The organism is Pseudomonas sp. VI4.1 (assembly GCF_002029345.1).
Classification (GTDB): domain Bacteria; phylum Pseudomonadota; class Gammaproteobacteria; order Pseudomonadales; family Pseudomonadaceae; genus Aquipseudomonas.
Window position 1 is genome coordinate 25,159 of the sequence record NZ_MULM01000154.1, and the last position, 22,658, is coordinate 47,816.

Consider the following 22,658-nt stretch of genomic DNA (forward strand, 5'->3'; position numbering starts at 1 on the left):
TTTTATCCTTCGCAAGAGGTGCGCATGACCACACGCTCACGCACCACGTCATACGCCCAGTGATAAACATAGGTATACGGCAGGAAAAACAGCAGCACACCGATGTCCAGCAGGAACGCTTGCCACAGGCTGACATTCAGCCACCAGGCAATCAGCGGCACGCCGACGGCGACCAGCCCGCCTTCAAACAGCAATGCGTGCACGACACGTACCCAGGCGTTGCGCGCAAGGGTGAGACGTTTGAGCGCGCGATCGAACAAGCCGTTGAAGACCACGTTCCAGGCGAGGGCCAAGGCAGCGATAGCCAGGGTCGCCACCCCCATCTCCAGCATCGGTTTGTCCATGACCCAGGCGAGCAACGGGGTACAGATCAGCACCGCCAGCAGTTCAAAACCAATGGCTTGGAAAATACGTTCTGTAATGGATTTGTTGGCGTTCATGACCAGACTCCTGCGTGACTGTGTTGCCATGGTCCGTCATCCCATCGATACTTCATAACCAATAACCATCGATCAGGGCGATAGTTCATGGCCTCTCACGAAGTGTTGCTGGCGTTCGTCCAGGCGGCGACCCAAGGCTCGTTTTCCGCGGCGGCACGCAAGCTTGGCCGCAGTCAGTCGACCATCAGCGCGGCCGTGGCCAGCCTGGAGATCGACCTGAACCTGACCTTGTTCGATCGCAGCAGTCGCAAGCCCGGCCTGACGCCGGCCGGGCATGTGGTATTGCAGCGGGCGGAGGCGATTCTGGCGGCCACCAGCCGCCTGGAAATGACTGCCAGCCAATTGTCCCAGGGGATCGAGGCGAAGCTGACGGTGGCGCTGTCCGACACCTACCAGTCCGACCGGTTCGAAGCGGCACTGAGCACCTTCGAACAGCGTTATCCGGACCTGGAACTGGAATGCCTGATTGCCGAATGCGATGACCTGGTGGCGCTGGTGCAAAGCGGTCGCGCCCATGTCGCCTTCGCCGAGCGGCAAGACAGCTACCCACCGGACCTGGCCAGTTCGACGGTGGACGAACGCACGGAAATCGCGCTGTTCGTCGCGCCCGCGCATCCGTTGGCGGCCATGGCAAAGGTGGATCAGGACGTGCTGCAGCAGCATCGCGAATTGCGTCTGGCGACCATCGTCAATCCCTATGAAAGCCGGGCGAAGGGGCGTGTCTGGTCGGCGCCGAGCTACCTGATGCTGCTGGAAATGGCCCAGGGCGGGTTCGGTTGGGCGCCGTTGCCCCGGTGGTTGGTGGAACGCTTTGGCGCGGGGTCGCTGCAGGAGATTCAGGTGCGCGGTTGGCCGAAGACCGTGTCGGTGGATGCGCTATGGTCGCGGTTGCATCCGCCGGGGCCGGCGGGGAGCTGGTTGATCGGCAAGATGCTGGAATAGCGGCGCGGCCATTCGCGGGCAAGCCTCGCTCCTACAGGATCGAGCCCATCTTGTGATTGACCTGGCCCCGTAGGAGCGAGGCTTGCCCGCGAAGGGCCCGAGGGATCACCTCACTCCAACCCCTTGAGCCGCCCCTCGATAAACCGCCGCTCCGGCAACTGTTGCGTCAACTCAAGCGCCCGCTCATACGCCGCCCGCGCTTCATCCACCCGTCCCAACTGCCGACAGAATTCGGCTCGAGCCGAATGCGCCAAGTGGTAATCGAGCAGCTCCCCCCGCTGCAGAATCCCTTCAACCAGGGTCAAACCCGCCAACGGGCCATCCCGCTTGGCCAGTGCCGCGGCCCGGTTCAGCTCGATCACCGGTGAAGGCATGGCCTGCAACAGCACGTCATACAGGCCGACAATCTGCGGCCAGTCCGTCTCCCCCGCCTTCGGCGCTTCGGCATGCACCGCCGCGATCGCCGCCTGCAGGCAATAAGGCCCGAAACGCCGGGTTGTCAGTGCCTGTTCCACCAGCGCGCAACCTTCGGCGATCATCCCGGCATCCCACAACGAACGGTCCTGCTCATCCAGCACAATCAACTCGCCACTGGCCGAGGTCCGGGCCAGGCGCCGCGACTCATGCAACAGCATCAACGCCAGCAGGCCCATCACCTCCGGCTCCGGCAGCAACTCGACCAGCAACCGGCCCAGCCTTATCGCTTCGCGGGTCAAATCCTCTCGGGTCAATTCGGCGCCGATGGACGCCGAGTACCCTTCGTTGAATACCAGGTAAATCACCCGCAGCACGCTGTCCAGACGTTCGGGCAACTCGGCGAGGGTCGGCACTTGATAGGGGATTTTCGCGTCGCGGATTTTCGCTTTGGCCCGCACGATGCGCTGGGCAATGGTGGCCGGTGCCGAGAGGAAGGCCCGGGCGATTTCTTCGGTGGTCAGGTCGCAGACTTCCCGCAGGGTCAACGGCACCTGGGCGTCCGCCGCCAGTGCCGGGTGACAGCAGGTAAAGATCAGGCGCAGGCGGTCGTCTTCCACGTCTTCGTCACTCCAGTCGGCCTGCTCCAGCGCCTCCAGTTGCGCGATCAACAGCGGCCGGGACGCGTTGAAGCGCGCGCGCCGGCGCAACACATCAATGGCCTTGAAGCGCCCGGCAGACACCAGCCAGGCCCGTGGATTGTCCGGCACACCGTCACGCTGCCAGCGCTCGACCGCGACGAAAAACGCCTCGTGCAGGGCCTCTTCGGCAAGATCGAAATCGCCGAGCAAGCGGATCAGGGTCGCCAGAATCCGCCGCGAGTCTTCACGGTAGACCTGCTCGACCCGAGCCGTCACCGCGACGTCAGGCATCAGTCCGGCAGACCTGCGGCACCCACGTCACTGACGCGAATCCGCCAGGCTGCTTGTTGCAAGGTTGCGGGCTCATGCAGTGCTCCTGTGTGTGAGGGTTGTTCAGGGATTCAACTGGCGAACGGGGCGCACCTCGACACAGCCCACCCGGGCCGCCGGGATGTTGCCGGCGACCTGGAGGGCTTCATTGAGGTCCTTGGCATCGATCAGGTAGAAGCCGGCCAACTGCTCCTTCGTTTCAGCGAACGGGCCGTCGGTGATCGACATTTTCCCGTTGCGCATGCGCACGGTGGTCGCGGTCTGCACCGACTCCAGCGCTTCGGCCGCGAGCATCCGGCCACTGCCCTGGATCGACTCGGCGTAGGCCATGCATTCAGCGTCTTTCGGGCTGTCGGGCAGTGAATGCAACTCGTGCTCGTTGCTGTACACCAGGCATAGGTATTTCATGGACGCTCTCCGTTTCTTGAGGCTCTGCCCTGCTCGAACTGATCAACTATGGCTGCAGATCGGCGGTTTGGCGTTGTTTGCCGATCAACCGCCCGACGATCAGGGTTCCAGGTTGAATAATGCGGTGCCGCTCATCATGTCGAACGGGGCCGACCAGTGTTCGTGGACGATGCGCCATTGTCCGGCCTCGCGCCGGTAACAGGCGGTCACTCGCATCCAGCAGGCCTGGGTTTCACCCTTGTCATTGGTGCCACCGCAATGGGCCAGCCAATGGGCGAAGGCGATATGCTCGTCCGCCACGATGTTCGTGTGGTCGAAGTCAAACGTGTGCGCGCCCTGGCACATTTCCATGCACTCCAGCCAATGCGCGCGGTAGGCGGCCTTGCCCCGGAATTGCAGGGCCTTGACGGCATCGTAGGAGACGATGTCCTCGGCATACAGGGCCATGATTTTCTCGACGTCCTTGGCGATGACCGCCTGACGATAGGTGTCGATCAGGGTCTGGATCTCGTGTGTCGCGTTCATGGTGGTTCTCCGTGGTTTTTGTTGGAAGACACCCTTTGTCGTCTGGCAAAACGCCAGATCGACAACCGAAATAAAAATAATCCATCGGCACAAACTCGTTAGAATTCGAAACATCTCGGTAATGGAAAAAGGATACTCCAGTGACAGCCAGACTCGTGCCTTACGAAAGCCTGAACGCGCTCCAGCGCCGGCAGGTCGAGGCCATTGAAGTTCACAAAGACCAAATCAGGTTCTCCGGCGACATCCACGGTGCGTTGCACACCCTGCTGTCAAAGCCTGGCCCGGGGGTCAAGGGATTTGCCCTGCTGGCCGGGGATATTCCCGTCGCTTTTCTGCTGCTCAAACGCCCGCCGGTGCTGCCGGCCTGGGCCGACGAACACAGCGCGACCCTGCATGCATTGCAAGTGGATCACCGCGCTCAGGGCAAAGGTTACGGCAAGGCCTGCCTGCAAGCGTTGCCCGAGGTGGCGCGCCAGGCCTGGCCGGAAATAAAGGGGCTGGAATTGTCAGTGGATGCCGACAACGTGTCGGCCATCGCGCTTTATGCAAAATTCGGCTGGATCGACAGCGGCGAGGCCTACAGGGGCCGGATCGGTTATGAACGGCGAATGGGCCTGATCTTCTGATGGTCGGCGCTGGCGCTGGATCCAGGCAACTGCAACACCACCGATGCAAAAGAGCGCTACGCCGATCACGCCGACGTCACGCTCTTACACCCACTCGACACAAAATCCCTACAAATTACCTGGCCCGTTACCTTTCAACCGGGCGAGCCTGCGTATATAAAAGCACCCCGTTGCGACAACGCGGGCCAGGAACGACGCTTCACCCCTGCCGAGCATTGGCAGAACCGGTTCCATTTATAGATTTTGTTTTATTTGCACAGACTCGGGCTCAAGCGCAGCATATCCAACCCTGTATCGGCCCAACGCTCGGCTTCGGTGTGCAGTTCAAAACTGTCGGGCGCCAACAGCCACTGGTACAGGATGCCATCAATGTACGCATGCAGGCTGATGGCGGCGCGGACGGTGTCGAGGTTTTCCGGCAACTGTCCCCGATTCACTGCATTACTCAGGGCCAGGGCGATTCGCCCATTGCAATCGAGACTGGCCGCGCGGCGCTGCTGGCGCAGGTCGCACATTTCATCGGTGAATTCGCACTTATGAAACAGAATCTCATTGAGTCGTCGGGTCTTCGGGTCCAGCGCAACTTGATGAAACAAATGAATCAACAGCTTGCGCATGCAGCCCAGCGGGTCGAGTTCATCCGCACTTTCGCTGGCCTTGGCCATGTCATCCAGCGGCTCGTGCAAGCTGTCGAGCATGGCCTGCACCACGGCCGCCTTGTTGCTGAAATGCCAATAGATGGCCCCGCGCGTAACGCCGGCCAGGGTCGCGATCTCCGCCAGCGTGGTGCGCGCCACGCCCCGCTCGAAGAAGGCTTGTTCGGCCGCTTCGAGTATCTGGCTACGGGTTTCTTGAGCTTCCTCTTTGGTACGACGGACCATGGCAGTACAACCTCATCAGGATGCTTCAGCGATGTCTGAATATCAGCTGAATAAAAGTGGAGCGAGCGCTCTCAGGCGTCGTCCCCGGCCTACAATTCGAACCTTTGAAAAAATTTTGTAACGTCAAGGTGACACGGTTCAGCTATTTACAAACAACCATGAACGTAAGTATATTACTTAGCAAGCTACTTATCCACTCAGCGCACAATTTTTACCCTTCCACCTTTCTTGTGCGCAATTTGCGCGCCTGACCCGAGGATTTTCATGCAATTCAAGCCAGCTGTTACCGCTCTGGTCACCGCCGTCGCCTTGGCAACACTGCTTAGCGGATGCAAAAAGGAAGAGGCCGCGCCTGCCGCAGCGCCCCCTCAGGTCGGCGTCGTAACCCTGCAACCACAAGCGTTCACCCTGACATCCGAGGTCCCGGGCCGCACCAGCGCGTTCCGCATCGCCGAAGTTCGCCCTCAGGTCAATGGCATCATTCTCAAGCGCCTGTTCAAGGAAGGCGGCGACGTCAAGGCCGGCCAGCAGCTGTATCAGATCGATCCGGCCGTTTATGACGCCACCCTGAAAAGCGCCCAGGCCAACCTGCAACAGACCAAGTCGATCTCCGATCGCTACCAGCAACTGGTCAAGGAGCAGGCTGTCAGCCGCCAGGAATACGACACGGCCCTGGCCAACCGACTACAAGCGGAAGCGACCCTGCAAAGTGCGCAGATCAATGTGCGTTACACCAAGGTGTATGCGCCAATCTCTGGCCGCATCGGCCGTTCTTCGGTGACCGAAGGCGCGCTGGTGACCAACGGCCAGGTCGACGCCATGGCCGTCATTCAGCAGCTCGACCCGATCTACGTCGACGTGACCCAGTCGTCCGTGGAGCTGCTTGAACTGCGCCGCGAACTGGAAAGCGGGCGCCTGCAAAAGGCTGGCGATACCGCCGCAGCGGTCAAGCTGACCCTCGAAGACGGCAGTGAGTACAAACAACCGGGCAAGCTCGAGTTCTCCGAAGTCTCGGTTGACCAGACCACCGGTTCCGTGACCTTGCGTGCGGTGTTCCCGAACCCTGACCACACCCTGCTGCCAGGCATGTTCGTCCACGCCCAGTTGCAGGCCGGCGTGAACAGCGCGGCGATCCTCGCGCCGCAACAAGGCGTGACCCGCGACCTCAAAGGCAGCCCGACCGCACTGGTCGTCGGCCCGGACAACAAGGTCGAACTGCGTCAGCTCAAGGCCAGCCGCACGGTGGGCAGCCAATGGCTGATCGAAGACGGCCTGAAGGCCGGTGATCGACTGATCACCGAAGGACTGCAATACGTCAAACCTGGCATTGAAGTCAAAGCCAGTGAAGCGACTAACGTTGGCGCAAAGAGCCCGGCCCCCGCACAGGTAGCTGACAAGGCTGCCAGCGGCAAAGGGGAGTAAATCATGTCGAAATTCTTTATCGACCGTCCGATTTTCGCCTGGGTAATAGCCCTGGTGATCATGCTGGTCGGGGCACTCTCGATCCTCAAACTTCCGATCAACCAATACCCGAGCATTGCGCCTCCGGCCATTGCGATCCAGGTGACCTACCCGGGCGCGTCTGCACAAACCGTGCAGGACACCGTGGTGCAGGTGATCGAACAACAGCTCAACGGTATCGATAACCTGCGTTATGTCTCCTCGGAAAGTAACTCCGACGGCAGCATGACCATTACCGCGACCTTCGAGCAGGGCACCAACTCCGATACCGCGCAGGTTCAGGTGCAGAACAAACTGAACCTGGCCACCCCGCTGCTGCCCCAAGAAGTGCAGCAACAGGGGATCCGCGTGACCAAGGCAGTGAAAAACTTCCTGCTGGTGATCGGCGTGGTGTCGCGTGACGGCAGCATGACCAAGGACGACCTGTCCAACTACATCGTGTCGAACATGCAGGATCCGATCTCGCGGACCGCCGGTGTCGGTGACTTCCAGGTCTTCGGTGCCCAGTACGCGATGCGGATCTGGCTCGATCCGGCCAAGCTCAACAACTACAGCCTGACCCCGGTGGACGTGAAAACCGCCATCGCGGCGCAGAACGTCCAGGTGTCGTCCGGTCAACTCGGCGGTTTGCCAGCGGTCGCCGGCCAACAGCTGAACGCGACGATCATCGGCAAGACCCGCCTGCAGACGGCCGAGCAGTTCAAGGCGATCCTGCTGAAGGTCAACAAGGACGGCTCGCAAGTGCGCGTCGGCGACGTGGCGGATGTCAGCCTGGGTGGTGAGAACTATGCGATCAGCGCCCAGTTCAACGGCAGCCCGGCCTCCGGTCTGGCGGTGAAACTGGCCAACGGTGCCAACGCCCTCGACACCGCAAAAGCCCTGCGCGATACCATCGAAACCCTCAAGCCGTTCTTCCCGCAAGGCATGGAAGTGGTGTTCCCATACGACACTACCCCCGTGGTGAAGGAGTCGATCAAGGGTGTGGTTGAAACCCTGGTCGAAGCGGTCGTGCTGGTGTTCCTGGTGATGTTCCTGTTCCTGCAGAACTTCCGCGCCACCGTGATCACCACGATGACCGTGCCGGTCGTATTGCTGGGTACCTTCGGGATCCTCGCGGCGTTCGGTTTCAGCATCAACACCCTGACCATGTTCGGCATGGTGTTGGCCATCGGCTTGCTGGTGGATGATGCCATCGTCGTGGTGGAAAACGTCGAACGGGTGATGAGCGAAGAAGGCCTGTCGCCCAAGGAGGCCACCAAGAAATCCATGGGGCAGATCCAGGGTGCACTGGTCGGCATTGCCCTGGTGCTGTCGGCGGTACTGCTGCCAATGGCGTTCTTCAGCGGCTCCACCGGGGTGATCTACAAGCAGTTCTCGATCACCATCGTCTCGGCCATGGCCCTGTCGGTACTGGTTGCGCTGATCTTCACCCCGGCCCTGTGTGCCACCATGCTCAAGCCGATTCCCAAAGGCGAGCACGGCACGCCGAAACGCGGCTTCTTCGGCTGGTTCAACCGCAATTTCGACCGTGGTGTCAGAAGCTACGAGCGTGGCGTGGGCAATATGCTCTCGAACAAGGCGCCCTACCTGCTGGCCTACCTGGTCATCCTGGTCGGCATGATCTGGCTGTTCACCCGCATTCCAACGGCGTCCTGCCGGAAGAAGACCAGGGTGTGCTGTTTGCCCAGGTGCAAACCCCCGCCGGCTCCAGTGCCCAGCGCACACAGGTGGTGGTGGACGAGATGCGTGAATTCCTCCTGCGTCCGAGCAAGGACGGCGGTGAAGGCGATGCGGTGGCCTCGGTGTTTACCGTGAACGGCTTCAACTTCGCCGGCCGTGGCCAGAGTTCGGGCATGGCGTTCATCATGCTCAAACCATGGGGCGAACGTAACGCCGATAACAGCGTATTCAAGGTCGCGGCTCGGGCCCAGCAGCACTTCCTCACCTTCCGTGACGCCATGGTGTTCGCCTTCGCGCCACCGGCGGTACTGGAGCTGGGTAACGCCACAGGTTTCGACGTGTTCCTGCAAGACCGCGCCGGTATCGGTCACGAAAAGCTGATGGAAGCGCGCAACCAGTTCCTCGGCATGGCGGCGCAAAGCAAGATCCTCTCGCAAGTGCGTCCGAACGGCCTGAACGACGAACCGCAATATCAGCTGGAAATCGACGATGAGAAGGCCAGCGCCTTGGGCGTGACCCTCAGCGACATCAACAACACCCTGTCGATTGCCCTGGGCAGTAGCTATGTGAACGACTTCATCGACCGTGGTCGGGTGAAGAAAGTGTACATACAGGGTCAGCCCGGCTCGCGCATGAGTCCGGAAGACCTCAAGAAGTGGTACGTGCGCAACGCCAGCGGAACCATGGTGCCTTTCTCCGCCTTCGCCAAGGGTGAATGGATCTACGGTGCACCGAAACTCTCGCGCTACAACGGTGTAGCGGCGGTGGAAATCCTCGGGGCCCCGGCCCCCGGATACTCCACCGGTGAAGCCATGGCCGAAGTCGAAGCCCTGGCCAAGAAACTGCCAGCCGGTGTCGGTCTTTCCTGGACCGGGCTGTCGTACGAGGAACGCCTGTCCGGCTCGCAAGCGCCGGCCCTGTATGCGCTGTCGCTGCTGATGGTGTTCCTGTGTCTGGCGGCGTTGTATGAGAGCTGGTCGATCCCGATCGCGGTGATGCTGGTGGTGCCGCTGGGCATCATCGGGGCGCTGATGGCGACCAGCCTGCGCGGCTTGTCCAACGACGTGTACTTCCAGGTGGGCTTGTTGACGACCATCGGTCTGGCGGCGAAAAACGCCATCCTGATCGTCGAGTTCGCCAAGGAACTGCATGAACAGGGGCGTAGCTTGCGCGATGCAGCGATCGAAGCCTGCCGGATGCGTTTGCGACCGATCATCATGACGTCGCTCGCTTTCGTCCTCGGCGTGGTACCGCTGGCCATTTCCACAGGCGCAGGTTCAGGTAGCCAACATGCGATCGGTACCGGGGTGATTGGCGGTATGATCACGGCCACGGTCCTCGCGATCTTCTGGGTCCCCCTGTTTTTCGTCACAGTGTCGGGCATGGGCCAGCGCAAAACCGCTGACCAGGATGCCGCGATTGAACCTTCTAAAGAGGCTGGCTAATGAGCAAGTCGCTACTCTCCATCGCAATCGCCGCCCTCGTGCTGAGCGGTTGCTCACTGATACCGGACTATCAGCGCCCTGACGCGCCGGTGGCAGGCCAGTATCCACAGGGCCCGGCGTACTCGCCGGCCCAGGCGCCGGCCCAGGCCGCCGCCGAACAGGGCTGGAAGCAGTTTTTCCATGACCCGGCCCTGCAACAGCTGATCCAGGTCGCCCTGGAAAACAACCGCGACCTGCGGGTCGCGGCGTTGAACATCGATGCCTTCGCGGCGCAGTACCGCGTCCAGCGTGCGGATCTGTTCCCGGCGGTGTCGGCCAATGGCACCGGCAGCCGTCAACGGGTCCCGGCACGGGCCTCGCAGACCGGCGAAGCGGGCATCACCAGTTCCTACTCGGCCACGGTCGGCATCAGTGCTTATGAACTGGACTTGTTCGGTCGGGTTCGCAGCCTGAGCGAAGAAGCCCTGCAGCAGTACTTCGCCACTGAAGAAGGCCGCCGCAGCACGCAGATCAGCCTGGTGGCCAACGTCGCCAATGCCTACCTGACCTGGCAAGCCGACAAAGAGCTGCGCAAACTGACCCAGGACACCCTCGGTGCATTCGAGGAGAGCCTGAAGCTCACCGCGCGCAGCAACGAAGTCGGTGTGGCCTCGGCCCTGGACCTGGCCCAGTCGCGTACCTCGGTGGAAAACGCCAGGGCGCAACTGGCCCGGTACACCCGCCAGGTGGCGCAGGATGAAAACGGCCTGGTGCTGCTGCTCGGCACTGGAATCCCGGCCAACCTGCAAACCGCCAAGCCGCTGTCCGACGAACTGCTGAGCGACGTTCCGCCTGGCCTGCCATCGGACTTGCTGCAACGTCGTCCGGACATTCTCCAGGCCGAATACAACCTCAAGGCCGCCAATGCCAACATCGGCGCGGCCCGGGCTGCATTCTTCCCGAGCATCAGCCTGACGGCCAATGCCGGCTCCCTGAGCCCGGACCTGTCCGGCCTGTTCAAGGGCGGATCGGGCACCTGGCTGTTCCAGCCGCAGATCAACCTGCCGATCTTCAACGCCGGCAGCCTGCGCGCCAGCCTGGATTACTCGAAAATCCAGAAAGACATCGGCGTGGCGAACTACGAGAAGTCCATTCAAACGGCCTTCCAGGAAGTCGCCGATGGCCTGGCCGCGCGCCAGACCTACACCGAGCAGTTGCAGGCCCAGCGTGATTTCGTCACTGCCAACCAGGACTACTACCGTCTGGCCGAGCGTCGTTATCGCATTGGTGTCGACAGCAACCTGACCTTCCTGGATGCCCAGCGTCAGCTGTTCAGTGCCCAACAGGCGCTGATCACCGACCGCCTGGCGCAGCTGACCAGTGCGGTCAATCTGTACAAGGCGCTGGGGGGTGGCTGGAACGAGCTGACCGCGAAGGTCGAGCCGCAGAAAGAAGAAGCGCCGAAGCTGAAGTTGTTCTGATCTCGGGGTAAACAACTTGAAGCCCACCTTTTGGTGGGCTTTTTGTTGGCTGCGGGGAAAGGTGTGTTGGCCCTGCTGGCCCGTTCGCGAGCAAGCCCGCTCCCACAGGTTCTGCGGTGTTCACAACATTTGTGTGCGACACCGACCCTGTGGGAGCGGGCTTGCCCGCGAAGGGGCCAGTGCAAGCAACACATAAACTTCAGTCAATCTTACGTTCGATTATCGCCCAAAACCCGCTTCGCCCAATTGAACTATCTAGTCCATTCACAGCACCATTTGCCACACAAAACCAATAACAACAGGTTCGACACCATGTCCCAGCGCCCTGCCCTCTCCGGCTGATCCCGCACCGTTTCGAATTCGAATCTTGTATCTGCAACCCCAGGTTGCGGCATCGCCACGCTTCATCCCCAAGAATCAGAGAGACCCGAGCCCATGACGCCTTCCACCGCGCAGTATTTTTTTCCCAGCCTGATCGCCATCGCGCTGACCGGTGCGGCGCTGCCCGCCGCGGCCGAGGAATCGGGTTTTGTCGAAGGCGCCAAGGTCAACCTGAACCTGCGCAACTTCTACATCAACCGCAACTTCACCTACCCGACCCGGGCCCAGGGCAAGGCTGAAGAATGGACGCAAAGCTTCATCCTCGACGCCAAATCCGGGTTTACTCAGGGTACTGTCGGGTTCGGCATGGATGTGCTGGGGTTGTATTCGGTGAAACTCGACGGCGGTAAAGGCACCGGCGGCAGCCAGTTGCTGCCGTTGGACAGCGACGGTGGCCCGGCGGACCACTTCGGGCGCACCAACGTGGCGTTCAAGGCCAAGCTGTCGCAGACCGAAGTCAAGGTCGGCGAATGGATGCCGGTGCTGCCGATCCTGCGCTCCGACGACGGGCGCTCCCTGCCGCAAACCTTCCGTGGCGGCCAGATCACCTCGAAGGAAATCGCCGGCCTGACCCTCTACGGCGGCCAGTTCCGCGCCAACAGCCCGCGGGACGACAGCAGCATGAGCGACATGTCGATGACCGGCCAGGCTGCGTTCACCTCCGACCGGTTCAACTTCCAGGGCGGCGAGTACCTGTTCAACGACAAGCGCACCCAGGTCGGCCTGTGGAACGCCGAACTCAAGGACATCTACAGCCAGCAATACCTGAATGTGACCCACAGCCAGCCCATCGGCGACTGGACCCTGGGCGCCAACCTCGGTTTCTTCCATGGCAAGGATGACGGCAGCGCCCGGGCCGGAGAGCTGGACAACAAGACCTGGTCCGGCCTGTTCTCCGCCAAGTACGGCGGCCACACCTTCTACGTCGGCCTGCAAAAGCTCACCGGCGACAATGCCTGGATGCGGGTCAACGGCACCAGTGGCGGCACCCTGGCCAACGACAGCTATAACGCCAGCTATGACAACGCCAGGGAGAAGTCCTGGCAGCTGCGCCACGACTACAACTTCGTTGCCGTCGGCATACCGGGCCTGACCCTGATGAACCGCTACATCAGCGGTGACAACGTGCACACCGGCGCCGTTACCGATGGCAAGGAATGGGGGCGTGAATCGGAACTGGCTTACACCGTACAAAGCGGAACGTTCAAGGACCTGAACGTCAAATGGCGCAATTCGACCATTCGCCGGGATTTCAGCAATAACGAGTTCGATGAGAACCGGTTGATCGTCAGTTATCCGATCAACTTGCTGTAAACACGGGTCAAATGTGGAGCGGGCTTACCCGCCAAGGCAGCGGCACATTCGACAGAGATGTTGTCTGATAGCACGCTTTCGCTGGCAAGCCAGCTCCTACAGGGGATCTTCGGTGAACACAAAATTGGTGTTCACACTGGACAACTGTGGGAGCGGGCTTGCCCGCGAAGGGGCCAGGTCAGGCCCTGCAAATCGCCGGAATCACTCCCGCGACTCGACCCCCAACTCGTCCCACACCGACTCCGCCAGGTGGAACGTCGCATTCGCCGCCGGGATGCCGCAGTAAATTGCACTCTGCATGATCACTTCCTTGATCTCGCCACGGGTTACGCCGTTGTTGGCAGCGGCGCGCAGGTGCAGCTTGAGTTCACCCTCGCGGTTCATGCCGATCAGCATAGCGATGGTGATCAGGCTGCGGGTGTGGCGCGGCAGGCCCGGGCGGGTCCAGATGTCACCCCAGGCATGGCGGGTGATCATCTCCTGGAACTCCGAGTTGAACTCGGTCAGGGTGGTCAGGCTACGGTCCACGTGGGCATCACCGAGTACTGCGCGACGGACTTGCATGCCCTCGTCATAACGTTGTTTCTCGTCCACGACCTTCCCCCTAATTCGCTGACAGGAACGCCAGCACCCTATCGCTGAACGCAGCGCCGGCCTGGACGTTGGACAAATGCGCCGCATGGAACTCGGCGTACTCGGCCCCGTGTACATGCTCCTGGATGAAGTGCCCGCCGGCCGGCGGCGTGACCGCATCTTCGGTACCGGCGATCACCAGCAGCGGCACCTTGATCGAAGCCAGCTGATCACGGAAATCGGCATCGCGCACGGCCGCGCAGTTCGCCGCGTAACCTTCAGGCGAAGTGGCCGCGAGCATGTCTGTAATCTTCTTCGCGACAGCCGGGTTCGCTTCAGCGAAGTCAGGGGTAAACCAGCGCGCAATCGACGCATCGCGCAGCGCGACCATCGCCGCCGTACCGTCACGCAGCACGGTGTCGATCCGCGGGTTCCACACCGATGGATCGCCGATTTTCGCCGCGGTGTTGCACACCACCAGTTTGTGCAGACGCTGGCCGGCGTTGATCCCCAACCACTGGCCGATCAAGCCGCCCATGGACAGGCCGCAAAAATGCGCGCGCTCGATGTGCAAGGCATCCAGCAGTGCCAGCACGTCGTGGCCCAGTTGCTCGATGCTGTAGGGCCCCGGCGTCACCAGGGACTTGCCATGCCCACGGGTATCGAAACGCAGCACCCGGAACTGTTCGGTGAACGCCGCAATCTGCGCGTCCCACATGTGCAGGTCGGTACCCAACGAGTTGGACAGCACCAGTACCGGCGCATCGGCCGGTCCATCGAGTTGGTAGTTCAGTTCGCCCTCGGCGAGTTGTACGAAAGCCACAGCAGTCTCCTTCAGGCAGTCAACGCAGAATGTTCAGCCACCGCTCGCTCGACCCAGGTATGGGCCTGACCGAGGTAATGGGCGGGGTCCAGCAGACGATCGAGTTCAACAGCGGACAGCTCGGCGGTCACTTGCGGTTCGTCGCCGAGTACCGCGCGCAGGTGACGGTGTTCCGCCACGGCGCGCTTACAGCATTGTTCGAGCAGATGATGGGCAGTGTCGCGGCCGACCCGTTGGGCGAGGACGATGCTCACCGCTTCGGCCAGCACCAGGCCTTGGGTCAGGTCGAGGTTGCGAGCCATGCGATCGGCATCCACTTCCAGCCCGTCGGCCAGCGACAGCGCCTGCTGCAGCGCACCGGACACCAGGCAGCAAATCTCCGGCAGGGTTTCCCACTCGGCATGCCACAGGCCCAGGCTGCGCTCGTGTTCCTGAGGCATGGCGCTGAACAGAGTCGACAACAGACCCGGTACCCGGGTCGCGGCACCGATCAGCACCGCTGCGCCCACCGGGTTGCGTTTGTGCGGCATGGTCGAGGAACCGCCCTTGCCCGGTGCCGACGGTTCGAAGACTTCGGCCGCTTCGGTCTGCATCAACAGGCTGATGTCGCGCCCGAATTTGCCGAGGCTGCCGGCGATCAAACCCAGCACCGCAGCGAATTCCACCAGGCGATCGCGCTGGGTGTGCCAGGGTTGTTCGGGCAAGGCCAGTTGCAGTTCGGCTGCCAGTGCTTCGGCGACCGGTCATCGCCCTGCTCGCCGAGGGCCGCCAGTGTCCCGGAGGCTCCGCCGAATTGCAGCACCAGCAGTCGTGGCTTGAGTGCTTGCAGACGCTGGCGGCTGCGGGTCACGGCGCCGAGCCAGCCGGCGATCTTCATGCCGAGGGTGACTGGCGTCGCATGTTGCAACCAGGTGCGCCCGGCCAGTGGCGTGGCGCTGTAACGCAAGGCCTGGCTCGCGAGGGTTGCCCCCAGTTGCGCCAGATCGTTTTCAATCAACGTCAGCGCGCGGCGCAGTTGCAGGACCAGGCCGCTGTCCATTACGTCCTGACTGGTCGCGCCCAGATGCACAAAGCGCTCGGCTTCGGCATCGTGCCTGGCGATCTGCTTGCCCAGTGCCTTGACCAGCGGAATCGCCGAATTGCCCGCCGTGGCAATCGCCTCACCCAGGGCAATGAAGTCGTAATGCTCGGCCCGACAAGCCGCTTCGATCGGTGCGACCGCAGTCGGCGGAATCAACCCGACCCGCGCCTCGGCCCGGGCCAGTGCCGCTTCGAAATCGAGCATGGCCTGGACCCGGCCCTGATCGCAGAACACGTCACGCATATCGCGGGCAGTGAAATAAGCATCGAACAAATGATTGCCCGGTCGCTGGTTCATAAACAGTCCCTGAAGGCGTGGGCCGGTCAGGCCCACGGGTAAAAATCAAAGATCGTGTTCCAAATATTTCGGCTGCTTCGGCAGGCGCAGGCTGAACAGGAACGCCACCGCCATCATCACCGTCACATACCAGTAGAAGGAGTTTTCCATGCCCACGGCTTTGAGGCTCAAGGCTACATACTCCGCGGACCCGCCGAAGATCGCGTTCGCCACCGCATACGCCAGGCCGACGCCCAACGCGCGCACTTCTGGCGGGAACATCTCGGCTTTGACCAGACCGCTGATAGACGTGTAGAAACTGACGATCGCCAGCGCCAGGGTAATCAGCACAAAGGCCAGGAACGGATTGGTGTTGCTTTTCAGGCTCAACAGGATCGGCACGGTGCACAAGGTACCGAGGGCGCCGAACCAGAGCATCGACTTACGACGGCCGATCTTGTCCGCGAGCATGCCGAAAAACGGTTGCATGCACATATACAGGAACAGCGCGCCGGTCATGATGTAGCTGGCCGTCTTGGCATGCATGCCTGCGGTATTCACCAGGTACTTCTGCATATACGTGGTGAAGGTGTAGAAAATCAGCGAACCACCGGCGGTGTAACCCAACACGGTAATGAACGCGGCCTTGTGGTCACGGAACAGGGCACGGATGCTGCCGGCGTCCTTGTTGTCGCGCATTTCCTTGCTGGTAGTTTCCTTGAGCGAACGACGCAGGAATAGCGAAACCAACGCTGCCGCCGCACCGACCACAAACGGTATCCGCCAGCCGTAGGCACGCAGATCGTCCTCGGTGAGGAACTGTTGCAGGATGACCACCAGCGACACCGCCAGCAACTGCCCGCCGATCAGCGTCACGTACTGGAACGAGGCGAAGAAACCGCGCTGGCCCTTGAGGGCGACTTCGCTCATGTAGGTCGCCGTGGTGCCGTACTCGCCGCCCACCGACAAGCCCTGCAACAAGCGGGCGAACAGCAGCATGATCGGCGCCCAGACGCCGATGTCCTTGTAGGTCGGCAGGCAAGCGATGAGCAACGAACCGAAGCACATCATCAGAATCGAGATCAACATCGAATTCTTGCGCCCGTGCTTGTCCGCGACCCGGCCGAAAATCCAGCCGCCGATCGGTCGCATCAGGAACCCGGCGGCGAACACGCCAGCGGTGTTGACCAGCTGTACCGTGGGGTTGTCGGAAGGAAAAAACGCTGGCGCGAAATAGATTGCACAAAAGGCGTAGACGTAGAAGTCGAACCATTCGACGAGGTTGCCCGACGAGGCACCGACAATTGCAAAGATCCGTTTGCTGCGCTCTTCACCGGTGTAGTGCGCTGGAATAGCGGTGGGGGTAGTCATGGGTATTCACTCTTTGGGGACTGTCAGAGTCTAGACACAATTTGCAACAGTCCCGTTCCACAGAAGCTTTAGCAATACACAACCCCTGTGTGAGCGGGCTTGCCCGCTCCCACAGGATTGATGGTGTTCTCTCAATAATCGAAGAACACCGTCTCCGCATCAGTCCCTTGCAAAATCACGTTCCACTGATAAACACCCGATGCATCCTTCTTCGCCAGCAAGGTATCGCGGCGCTCGGCAGGTACGCATTCAAGCAACGAATCAGCCACATTGGCCGGCTCGCCATCGAAGTAGATTCGCGTCAGCAAGTGCTTGACCAGACCACGGGCGAACACCAGGACCACCAGGTGCGGCGCCTGGGTCGTGCCTTTGAGGCCTTGCACCGTGCCCGGCTTGATCGTGGTGAAGCGGAAACGCCCCTCGGCATCCACCGGCACGCGGCCAAAGCCTTCGAAGTTCGGGTCCAGGGGTTTGTCCTGATCGTCTTCGGGGTGGTCGTACTTGCCGGCGGCGTTGGCCTGCCAGACTTCCAGCATGGCGTCGTTGACGACATCGCCGTTGCCATCGATGACCTGCCCGGTGATCGCCACGCGCTCACCCAGGGTTTGCTCGACGGTCAGGTTTTCGCGGTTCAGCCAGGTCAGGCCAATGTGATAGTACGGCCCGACGGTGTGGGACGTGGTCGCGTTCAGCGTCATCTTATTTCTCCATCGGCGTGGCTTCGCGGCCGCGCAGGACGATGTCCCAGCGATAACCGAGGGCGTAGGAAGGAATGGTCTTTTCCAGGTCGAAACTGGCGATCAGACGCTCTTTGGCACTCGTATCCGGTACGCAGTTGTAGATCGGGTCGTAAGCCAGCAACGGGTCACCGGGGAAATACATCTGGGTGACCAGCCGCGTCAGGATGCTCGGGCCGAACAGCGAGAAATGGATGTGCGCCGGACGCCACGCATTGTGGTGGTTGCCCCACGGATAGGCGCCGGGCTTGACGGTCTGGAACTGGTACCAGCCATCAGCGTCGGTCACGGTGCGGCCGGTACCGGTGAAGTTCGGGTCCAGCGGTGCATCGTGCAGGTCGCGATCATGGTTGTAGCGACCGGCGGCGTTGGCCTGCCAGATCTCCACCAGGATCCCCGGTACCGGCAAGCCGTCTTCATCCAGCACACGGCCATGAACGATGATCCGCTCGCCCTGCGGTTCGCCCTGGTGTTGAGCGGTCAGGTCGTTGTCCTTCTCGTTGATGCGCTCGGCGCCGATGGTCGGACCGGTAATTTCCGACAGCGAATGAGGCAAGAACACCAGCGGCTTGGACGGCGAGCGACGGTTGGTGGATTGGTAGGCCGGGTGCAGGTAATCCGGCTGAGTGCCCGCCTGCGGGCGACGGTAACCAGGCTTGTCAGTCATGGAGCATTCCTCAGTTCTTATTATCCAGGCGACGTATCAGACGCGCTCGATAGCCAACGCCAGACCCTGGCCGACGCCGACGCACATGGTTGCCAGGCCTTTCTTGCCACCGGTCTTTTCCAGCTGATGCAGCGCGGTCAGCACCAGGCGCGCACCGCTCATGCCCAACGGATGGCCCAGGGCAATGGCGCCCCCGTTCGGGTTGACCTGAGCCGCGTCGTCCGCCAGCCCAAGTTCGCGCAACACCGCCAGCCCCTGGCTGGCGAAGGCCTCGTTGAGTTCGATCACGTCGAAATCGCTGACTGCCAGGCCCAGGCGTTCGGTCAGTTTGCGCACCGCCGGGACCGGGCCGATGCCCATGACCCGAGGGGCGACGCCGGCGCTGGACATGCCCAATACTTTGGCGCGGGCCGTCAGGCCGTGCTTCTTCACCGCGTCGCCGGATGCCAGGATCAACGCGGCGGCACCGTCGTTCACACCCGAGGCGTTGCCTGCGGTCACGGTTTTGTCGGAACCGTTGACCGGCTTCAGCCTGGCCAGGGTTTCCAAGGTGGTGTCGGCGCGAGGATGCTCGTCCTGGCTGACGACCGTTTCACCCTTCTTGTGGGCAATGCGCACTTCGACGATCTCTTCGGCGAAAAATCCTGCAGCTTGCGCGGCGGCGGTCTTTTGCTGGCTGCGCAGTGCAAACGCGTCCTGATCCTCGCGGGAAATTTCGTAGTCATCGGCGACGTTGTCGGCGGTCTGCGGCATCGCATCCACGCCGTACTGGGCTTTCATCAACGGATTGATGAAACGCCAGCCGATGGTGGTGTCTTCCAGCTTCATGTTGCGCGAGAACGCCGCGTCAGCCTTGCCCATCACGAACGGTGCGCGGGACATCGACTCGACGCCACCGGCAATCGCCAGCTCCATCTCGCCGCTGGCAATGGCCCGGAATGCGGTGCCGATGGCATCCATGCCCGAGGCGCAGAGGCGGTTGAGGGTCACGCCCGGAATGCTTTCCGGCAGGCCCGCCAGCAGCAACGCCATGCGTGCCACGTTGCGGTTGTCTTCACCGGCCTGGTTGGCGCAACCGAGGAACACCTCGTCCACCGCGGTCCAGTCCACCGACGGGTTGCGTTCCATCAGCGCCTTGATCGGCACGGCAGCCAGGTCGTCGGCGCGAACCGCCGACAGGCCACCGCCGAAACGGCCGATGGGGGTACGAATCGCATCGCAGATATAAACGTCACGCATCACGCTTCTCCAGGTGCTTGGCCGTGGGCCGCGGCAGTGCGGGCTTCCAGATCGCGCAGTGCCTTGAGCTCGACATCGGTCGCTCGGCGGTGTTTTCAACGTGTTCGGCAAAACGGATCGGCCAACCCGTGGCAGCGCTCACTTGCTCGCGGGTCACGCCGGGGTGCAGCGCGGTGACCACGAATTCATGGGTGCCGGCTTCCGGTTCCATGATGCACAGGTCGGTAATGATGCCGACCGGACCGGCGCCCGGCAGACCGAGACGCTTGCGTGAATCACCGCCCTCGCCATGACCGACCGAGGTGATGAAGTCGAGCTTGTCGACGAAGGAACGCGCCGACTGCTTGAGGATGATCAACACGCTCTTGGCAGAACCGGCGATCTCCGGCGCCCCACCGGCACCCGGCAGACGGACTTTCGGCGCGTGGTAGTCGCCGACCACGGTGGTATTGATGTTGCCGAAACGGTCGACTTGCGCAGCGCCGAGGAAGCCGACGTCAATGCGCCCGCCCTGTAGCCAGTAGCGAAAAATCTCGCCGGTCGGGACTACGGTGTCGGCGGTTTCCGCCAGCTCGCCATCACCGATCGACAGCGGCAGTACGCTCGGCTTGGCACCGATCGGACCCGATTCGTAGATAAGGACTACATCTGGCGAGGATGTCAGACGTGCCAGGTTGGCAGCTTTCGACGGCAAGCCGATGCCGACGAAACACACCGAACCGTTCTTCAAACGGCGGGCGGCGGCGACGGTCATCATTTCATTGGTGGTGTAAGTCATTACTTCGCCTCCGAAGCAGCGGCCAGCTTGGCCTGGAACTCGCTGAAGTCAGCGCAGCCATGGATGTACTCGTTGATCCACGCGGTGAAGGTTTCACGGTCGCGGGCAATCGGGTCCCACGCCTGGTAGAAACGGTTGTCGCGCTCGTTGTAACCGTGAGCGTAGGACGGATGTGCGCCGCCAGGGACATGGCAGACCGCGCTCAAGGCCCAAGTCGGCAGTACGCAAGCGTTCATCGGAGCATTAAGGTCATCGACGATTTCTTCGACGGTCACGATGCAACGCTTGGCCGCCAGCGCGGCTTCTTTTTGCACGCCGAGGATGCCCCACAGCAGCACGTTGCCTTTGCGGTCGGCCTTCTGCGCATGAATCACGGTGATGTCCGGACGTACCGACGGTACGGCTGCCAGCACTTCGCCAGTGAATGGGCAGGTGACGGTCTTGATCAGCGGGTTGACCTTCGGCAGGTCGGAGCCGGCGTAGGCGCGCAGCACAGCGAAAGGCAGCCCGGAAGCGCCAGCGACGTAGGCATTGGCCAGGTCGGCGTGGCTGTGTTCTTCGATTTCCAGCGCGTGCGGCCACTGCTTCTCGACGGCATCGCGCAGACGGTGCAGCGAACCGACACCCGGGTTACCACCCCAGGAGAAGATCAGCTTGCGAGCACACCCGGCACCGATCAATTGATCGTAGATCAAGTCAGGGGTCATCCGCACCAGGGTCAGGTCTTTCTTGCCCTGGCGAATGATTTCATGACCCGCCGCGGTAGGGATCAGGTGGGTGAAGCCTTCGAGTGCGACGGTATCGCCGTCGTTAACGAATTGCTTCACCGCGTCGTGCAGCGAAAGGATTTCAGCCATGGGGCAGGCTCCCGTTTTGTTATGAACCGACAGTGGTAGAAAAAGGCGCGATGCGCAGCGCCGGAATGACTGAAGAGTAAGCCCCTGAAATTCGCCAAACAATCCGATAATCGACTGAGTGTTCGTTTATCGCACAGATTGTTGTCTGCCTACCTATCCCAAAAGCTCGTCGGAACGCCAGGGGCCGGTTCGCTCCCACAGGGGAATGCGATCAATTGTGGGAGCGAGACCGGCTTGCTGGCGAAGGCGGCCACCGCCGAAGTCGCCGCTACGGCGCAATCACCAGCACCTGCCTCGAGGTGGCTGACGTTGCCGCGACATTAGTGATCCAGAGGAAGGAACGTCAATTCGACAACGACACCTGTGTGCGGTTATCGAACAACTTAGGCGAAGAGCTGTGCACTGAGGTCACGGCTGGCGCTCAGCAGCCCCGGCAGGAAACGCTGTTCCAGCTCGTTGCGGCTGACCCGGCCGGCGTGAGTACTGACATTCAAGGCCGCCACGACTTGCCCGGACGCGTCGTACACCGGAACGGCAATCGAGCGCAGGCCTTGCTCGAGCTCCTGATCGACGATGCACCAACCTTGCTGCCGCACTTCCTGCAGGCATTCGAGCAACGCCTCGGGGGTATGCAAGGTGCGACTGGTCTTGGCCTGCAACTCCGCATGATCGAGGTACTCGCGCAACGTAGTGTCGTCCAGGGCGGCGAGCAAAATCCGGCCCATGGACGTGCAATAGGCCGGCAGGCGTCCGCCCACCGACAAATCAACTGAAATCAGCCGCTGGGTGGTGGCGGAGCGGGCGATATACAGGATGTCATCGCCTTCCAGCGTGGCCATGTTGCACGCCTCGTGCAGTTGCTCGCTCATGCGGTCCAGATAGGGCTGGGCGGACACTGCCAACGGGGTCGAGGACACATAGGCATGGCCGAGGGTCAGCACTTTGGGCAGCAGCGAATAGGTGCGACCGTCAGTGGTGGCGTAGCCGAGCTTGATCAGGGTGTGCAGGCAACGTCGCACCGCGGCGCGAGGAATTTCCGTGCGATGGCTGATCTGAGCGATGGTCAGGTGCCGTTTGCGCTCCTGGAACGCTTGCACCACGGCCAGGCCACGGGCCAGGGACGTCATGAAATCCGGGTCACCGGTCATGGCCTGGATCCGCTTGGCCGGCGACGCAACGATTGGCGGGGCCACGGAGGCGAAGGCATTGCGCATTTGATCGTTCATATCAGGTCCTTTTCCCACACGGATCAGCGACTATTACAAGCGGCTCCCGGCGTCCTGCACAAGCCATGGCGGCCAACACTGG

General features: G+C 61.7%; 18 protein-coding genes and 3 pseudogenes. 6 read left to right on the plus strand and 15 right to left on the minus strand.

All coding sequences use genetic code 11. The annotated features are described in order from the left end of the window. Window positions 1-2: 2 nt before the first annotated feature. Entirely contained in the window at window positions 3-440 is a 438-nt protein-coding gene (locus BZ163_RS15850; protein ID WP_128871695.1) for a multidrug/biocide efflux PACE transporter, read from the minus strand. Between the two features lie 87 nt (window positions 441-527). Between BZ163_RS15850 and BZ163_RS15855 the strand changes: the two genes are divergently transcribed. Beyond that, a complete protein-coding gene (locus BZ163_RS15855; RefSeq protein ID WP_128871696.1) occupies window positions 528-1,382 on the plus strand; it encodes a LysR family transcriptional regulator in 855 nt (284 codons plus the stop codon). 110 nt (window positions 1,383-1,492) lie between these two features. Here the strand turns inward: BZ163_RS15855 and BZ163_RS15860 are convergent, their stop codons facing one another. From BZ163_RS15860 to BZ163_RS15870, 3 genes are all read right to left on the minus strand, one after another. Beyond that, complete coding sequence (locus BZ163_RS15860) at window positions 1,493-2,728, minus strand: RNA polymerase sigma factor (protein ID WP_128871697.1); 1,236 nt, start codon at window positions 2,726-2,728, stop codon at window positions 1,493-1,495. Between the two features lie 102 nt (window positions 2,729-2,830). After that, window positions 2,831-3,175: a YciI family protein gene (locus BZ163_RS15865; RefSeq protein WP_095630900.1), complete on the minus strand. Its 345-nt coding sequence runs from the start codon at window positions 3,173-3,175 to the stop codon at window positions 2,831-2,833. Window positions 3,176-3,274: 99 nt separating this feature from the next. Next, window positions 3,275-3,700 carry a nuclear transport factor 2 family protein gene (locus BZ163_RS15870; RefSeq protein ID WP_128871698.1) on the minus strand — a complete coding sequence of 142 codons (426 nt, stop codon included), beginning with the start codon at window positions 3,698-3,700 and terminating at the stop codon, window positions 3,275-3,277. 140 nt (window positions 3,701-3,840) lie between these two features. Here BZ163_RS15870 and BZ163_RS15875 point away from each other — a divergent pair, with 140 nt between their 5' ends. After that, complete coding sequence (locus tag BZ163_RS15875) at window positions 3,841-4,326, plus strand: N-acetyltransferase (RefSeq protein WP_128871699.1); 486 nt, start codon at window positions 3,841-3,843, stop codon at window positions 4,324-4,326. Window positions 4,327-4,574: 248 nt separating this feature from the next. On the opposite strand, the gene emhR is transcribed toward BZ163_RS15875, so the two are convergent. Then, complete coding sequence (emhR, locus tag BZ163_RS15880; protein WP_128871700.1) at window positions 4,575-5,207, minus strand: efflux system transcriptional repressor EmhR; 633 nt, start codon at window positions 5,205-5,207, stop codon at window positions 4,575-4,577. A gap of 264 nt (window positions 5,208-5,471) precedes the next feature. On the opposite strand from emhR, the gene BZ163_RS15885 reads away from it, so the two are divergent. From BZ163_RS15885 to BZ163_RS15900, 4 genes and pseudogenes are all read left to right on the plus strand, one after another. Continuing rightward, entirely contained in the window at window positions 5,472-6,629 is a 1,158-nt protein-coding gene (locus tag BZ163_RS15885) for an efflux RND transporter periplasmic adaptor subunit (protein ID WP_128871701.1), read from the plus strand. A 3-nt stretch (window positions 6,630-6,632) separates the two neighbouring features. After that, window positions 6,633-9,793: pseudogene (gene emhB, locus BZ163_RS15890) on the plus strand (efflux RND transporter permease subunit EmhB). Further along, complete coding sequence (emhC, locus tag BZ163_RS15895) at window positions 9,793-11,253, plus strand: efflux RND transporter outer membrane subunit EmhC (protein WP_128871702.1); 1,461 nt, start codon at window positions 9,793-9,795, stop codon at window positions 11,251-11,253. The pseudogene emhB and the gene emhC overlap by 1 nt, the downstream one beginning before the upstream one ends. 435 nt (window positions 11,254-11,688) lie before the next feature. Next, complete coding sequence (locus BZ163_RS15900; RefSeq protein ID WP_128871703.1) at window positions 11,689-12,948, plus strand: OprD family porin; 1,260 nt, start codon at window positions 11,689-11,691, stop codon at window positions 12,946-12,948. 201 nt (window positions 12,949-13,149) lie between these two features. Here the strand turns inward: BZ163_RS15900 and pcaC are convergent, their stop codons facing one another. From pcaC to pcaR, 10 genes and pseudogenes are all read right to left on the minus strand, one after another. Then, the gene (gene pcaC, locus BZ163_RS15905) at window positions 13,150-13,542 is read right to left on the minus strand and encodes a 4-carboxymuconolactone decarboxylase (protein WP_128871704.1); all 393 of its coding nucleotides are present in this window, start codon (window positions 13,540-13,542) and stop codon (window positions 13,150-13,152) included. 10 nt (window positions 13,543-13,552) lie between these two features. After that, window positions 13,553-14,344, minus strand: coding sequence for a 3-oxoadipate enol-lactonase (gene pcaD, locus BZ163_RS15910; RefSeq protein ID WP_128871705.1), 792 nt, complete (start codon window positions 14,342-14,344; stop codon window positions 13,553-13,555). An 11-nt stretch (window positions 14,345-14,355) separates the two neighbouring features. After that, window positions 14,356-15,722: pseudogene (locus tag BZ163_RS15915) on the minus strand (3-carboxy-cis,cis-muconate cycloisomerase). Window positions 15,723-15,767: 45 nt separating this feature from the next. Continuing rightward, complete coding sequence (locus BZ163_RS15920; RefSeq protein ID WP_128871706.1) at window positions 15,768-17,072, minus strand: MFS family transporter; 1,305 nt, start codon at window positions 17,070-17,072, stop codon at window positions 15,768-15,770. 131 nt (window positions 17,073-17,203) lie between these two features. Further along, window positions 17,204-17,770: a protocatechuate 3,4-dioxygenase subunit alpha gene (gene pcaG / locus BZ163_RS15925; RefSeq protein WP_128871707.1), complete on the minus strand. Its 567-nt coding sequence runs from the start codon at window positions 17,768-17,770 to the stop codon at window positions 17,204-17,206. A 1-nt stretch (window position 17,771) separates the two neighbouring features. Then, window positions 17,772-18,476: a protocatechuate 3,4-dioxygenase subunit beta gene (pcaH, locus tag BZ163_RS15930; protein WP_128871708.1), complete on the minus strand. Its 705-nt coding sequence runs from the start codon at window positions 18,474-18,476 to the stop codon at window positions 17,772-17,774. A gap of 36 nt (window positions 18,477-18,512) precedes the next feature. Then, window positions 18,513-19,718: a 3-oxoadipyl-CoA thiolase gene (pcaF, locus tag BZ163_RS15935; RefSeq protein WP_178110484.1), complete on the minus strand. Its 1,206-nt coding sequence runs from the start codon at window positions 19,716-19,718 to the stop codon at window positions 18,513-18,515. Continuing rightward, window positions 19,715-20,493, minus strand: a pseudogene (locus BZ163_RS15940) (CoA-transferase subunit beta). Before BZ163_RS15940 ends, pcaF begins: the two are co-directional and overlap by 4 nt. Next, window positions 20,493-21,350 (minus strand): CoA transferase subunit A, encoded by an 858-nt coding sequence (locus BZ163_RS15945; protein ID WP_074874180.1) that lies wholly within the window; start codon window positions 21,348-21,350, stop codon window positions 20,493-20,495. The pseudogene BZ163_RS15940 and the gene BZ163_RS15945 overlap by 1 nt, the downstream one beginning before the upstream one ends. A 383-nt stretch (window positions 21,351-21,733) precedes the next feature. Then, window positions 21,734-22,576, minus strand: a complete 843-nt coding sequence (gene pcaR, locus BZ163_RS15950) for a pca regulon transcriptional regulator PcaR (protein WP_128871710.1) — start codon at window positions 22,574-22,576, stop codon at window positions 21,734-21,736. Between the last annotated feature and the right edge of the window lie 82 nt (window positions 22,577-22,658).

Bases quoted from the DNA above. Each gene is read 5' to 3' on its own strand.
- emhR (WP_128871700.1), bottom strand. From the start codon at position 5,207: ATGGTCCGTCGTACCAAAGAGGAAGCTCAAGAAACCCGTAGCCAGATA.
- BZ163_RS15865 (WP_095630900.1), bottom strand. From the start codon at position 3,175: ATGAAATACCTATGCCTGGTGTACAGCAACGAGCACGAGTTGCATTCA.
- BZ163_RS15860 (WP_128871697.1), bottom strand. From the start codon at position 2,728: ATGCCTGACGTCGCGGTGACGGCTCGGGTCGAGCAGGTCTACCGTGAA.
- BZ163_RS15920 (WP_128871706.1), bottom strand. From the start codon at position 17,072: ATGACTACCCCCACCGCTATTCCAGCGCACTACACCGGTGAAGAGCGC.
- pcaR (WP_128871710.1), bottom strand. From the start codon at position 22,576: ATGAACGATCAAATGCGCAATGCCTTCGCCTCCGTGGCCCCGCCAATC.
- emhC (WP_128871702.1), top strand. From the start codon at position 9,793: ATGAGCAAGTCGCTACTCTCCATCGCAATCGCCGCCCTCGTGCTGAGC.
- pcaH (WP_128871708.1), bottom strand. From the start codon at position 18,476: ATGACTGACAAGCCTGGTTACCGTCGCCCGCAGGCGGGCACTCAGCCG.
- BZ163_RS15850 (WP_128871695.1), bottom strand. From the start codon at position 440: ATGAACGCCAACAAATCCATTACAGAACGTATTTTCCAAGCCATTGGT.
- pcaG (WP_128871707.1), bottom strand. From the start codon at position 17,770: ATGACGCTGAACGCGACCACGTCCCACACCGTCGGGCCGTACTATCAC.
- BZ163_RS15900 (WP_128871703.1), top strand. From the start codon at position 11,689: ATGACGCCTTCCACCGCGCAGTATTTTTTTCCCAGCCTGATCGCCATC.
- BZ163_RS15945 (WP_074874180.1), bottom strand. From the start codon at position 21,350: ATGGCTGAAATCCTTTCGCTGCACGACGCGGTGAAGCAATTCGTTAAC.
- BZ163_RS15870 (WP_128871698.1), bottom strand. From the start codon at position 3,700: ATGAACGCGACACACGAGATCCAGACCCTGATCGACACCTATCGTCAG.
- BZ163_RS15885 (WP_128871701.1), top strand. From the start codon at position 5,472: ATGCAATTCAAGCCAGCTGTTACCGCTCTGGTCACCGCCGTCGCCTTG.
- BZ163_RS15855 (WP_128871696.1), top strand. From the start codon at position 528: ATGGCCTCTCACGAAGTGTTGCTGGCGTTCGTCCAGGCGGCGACCCAA.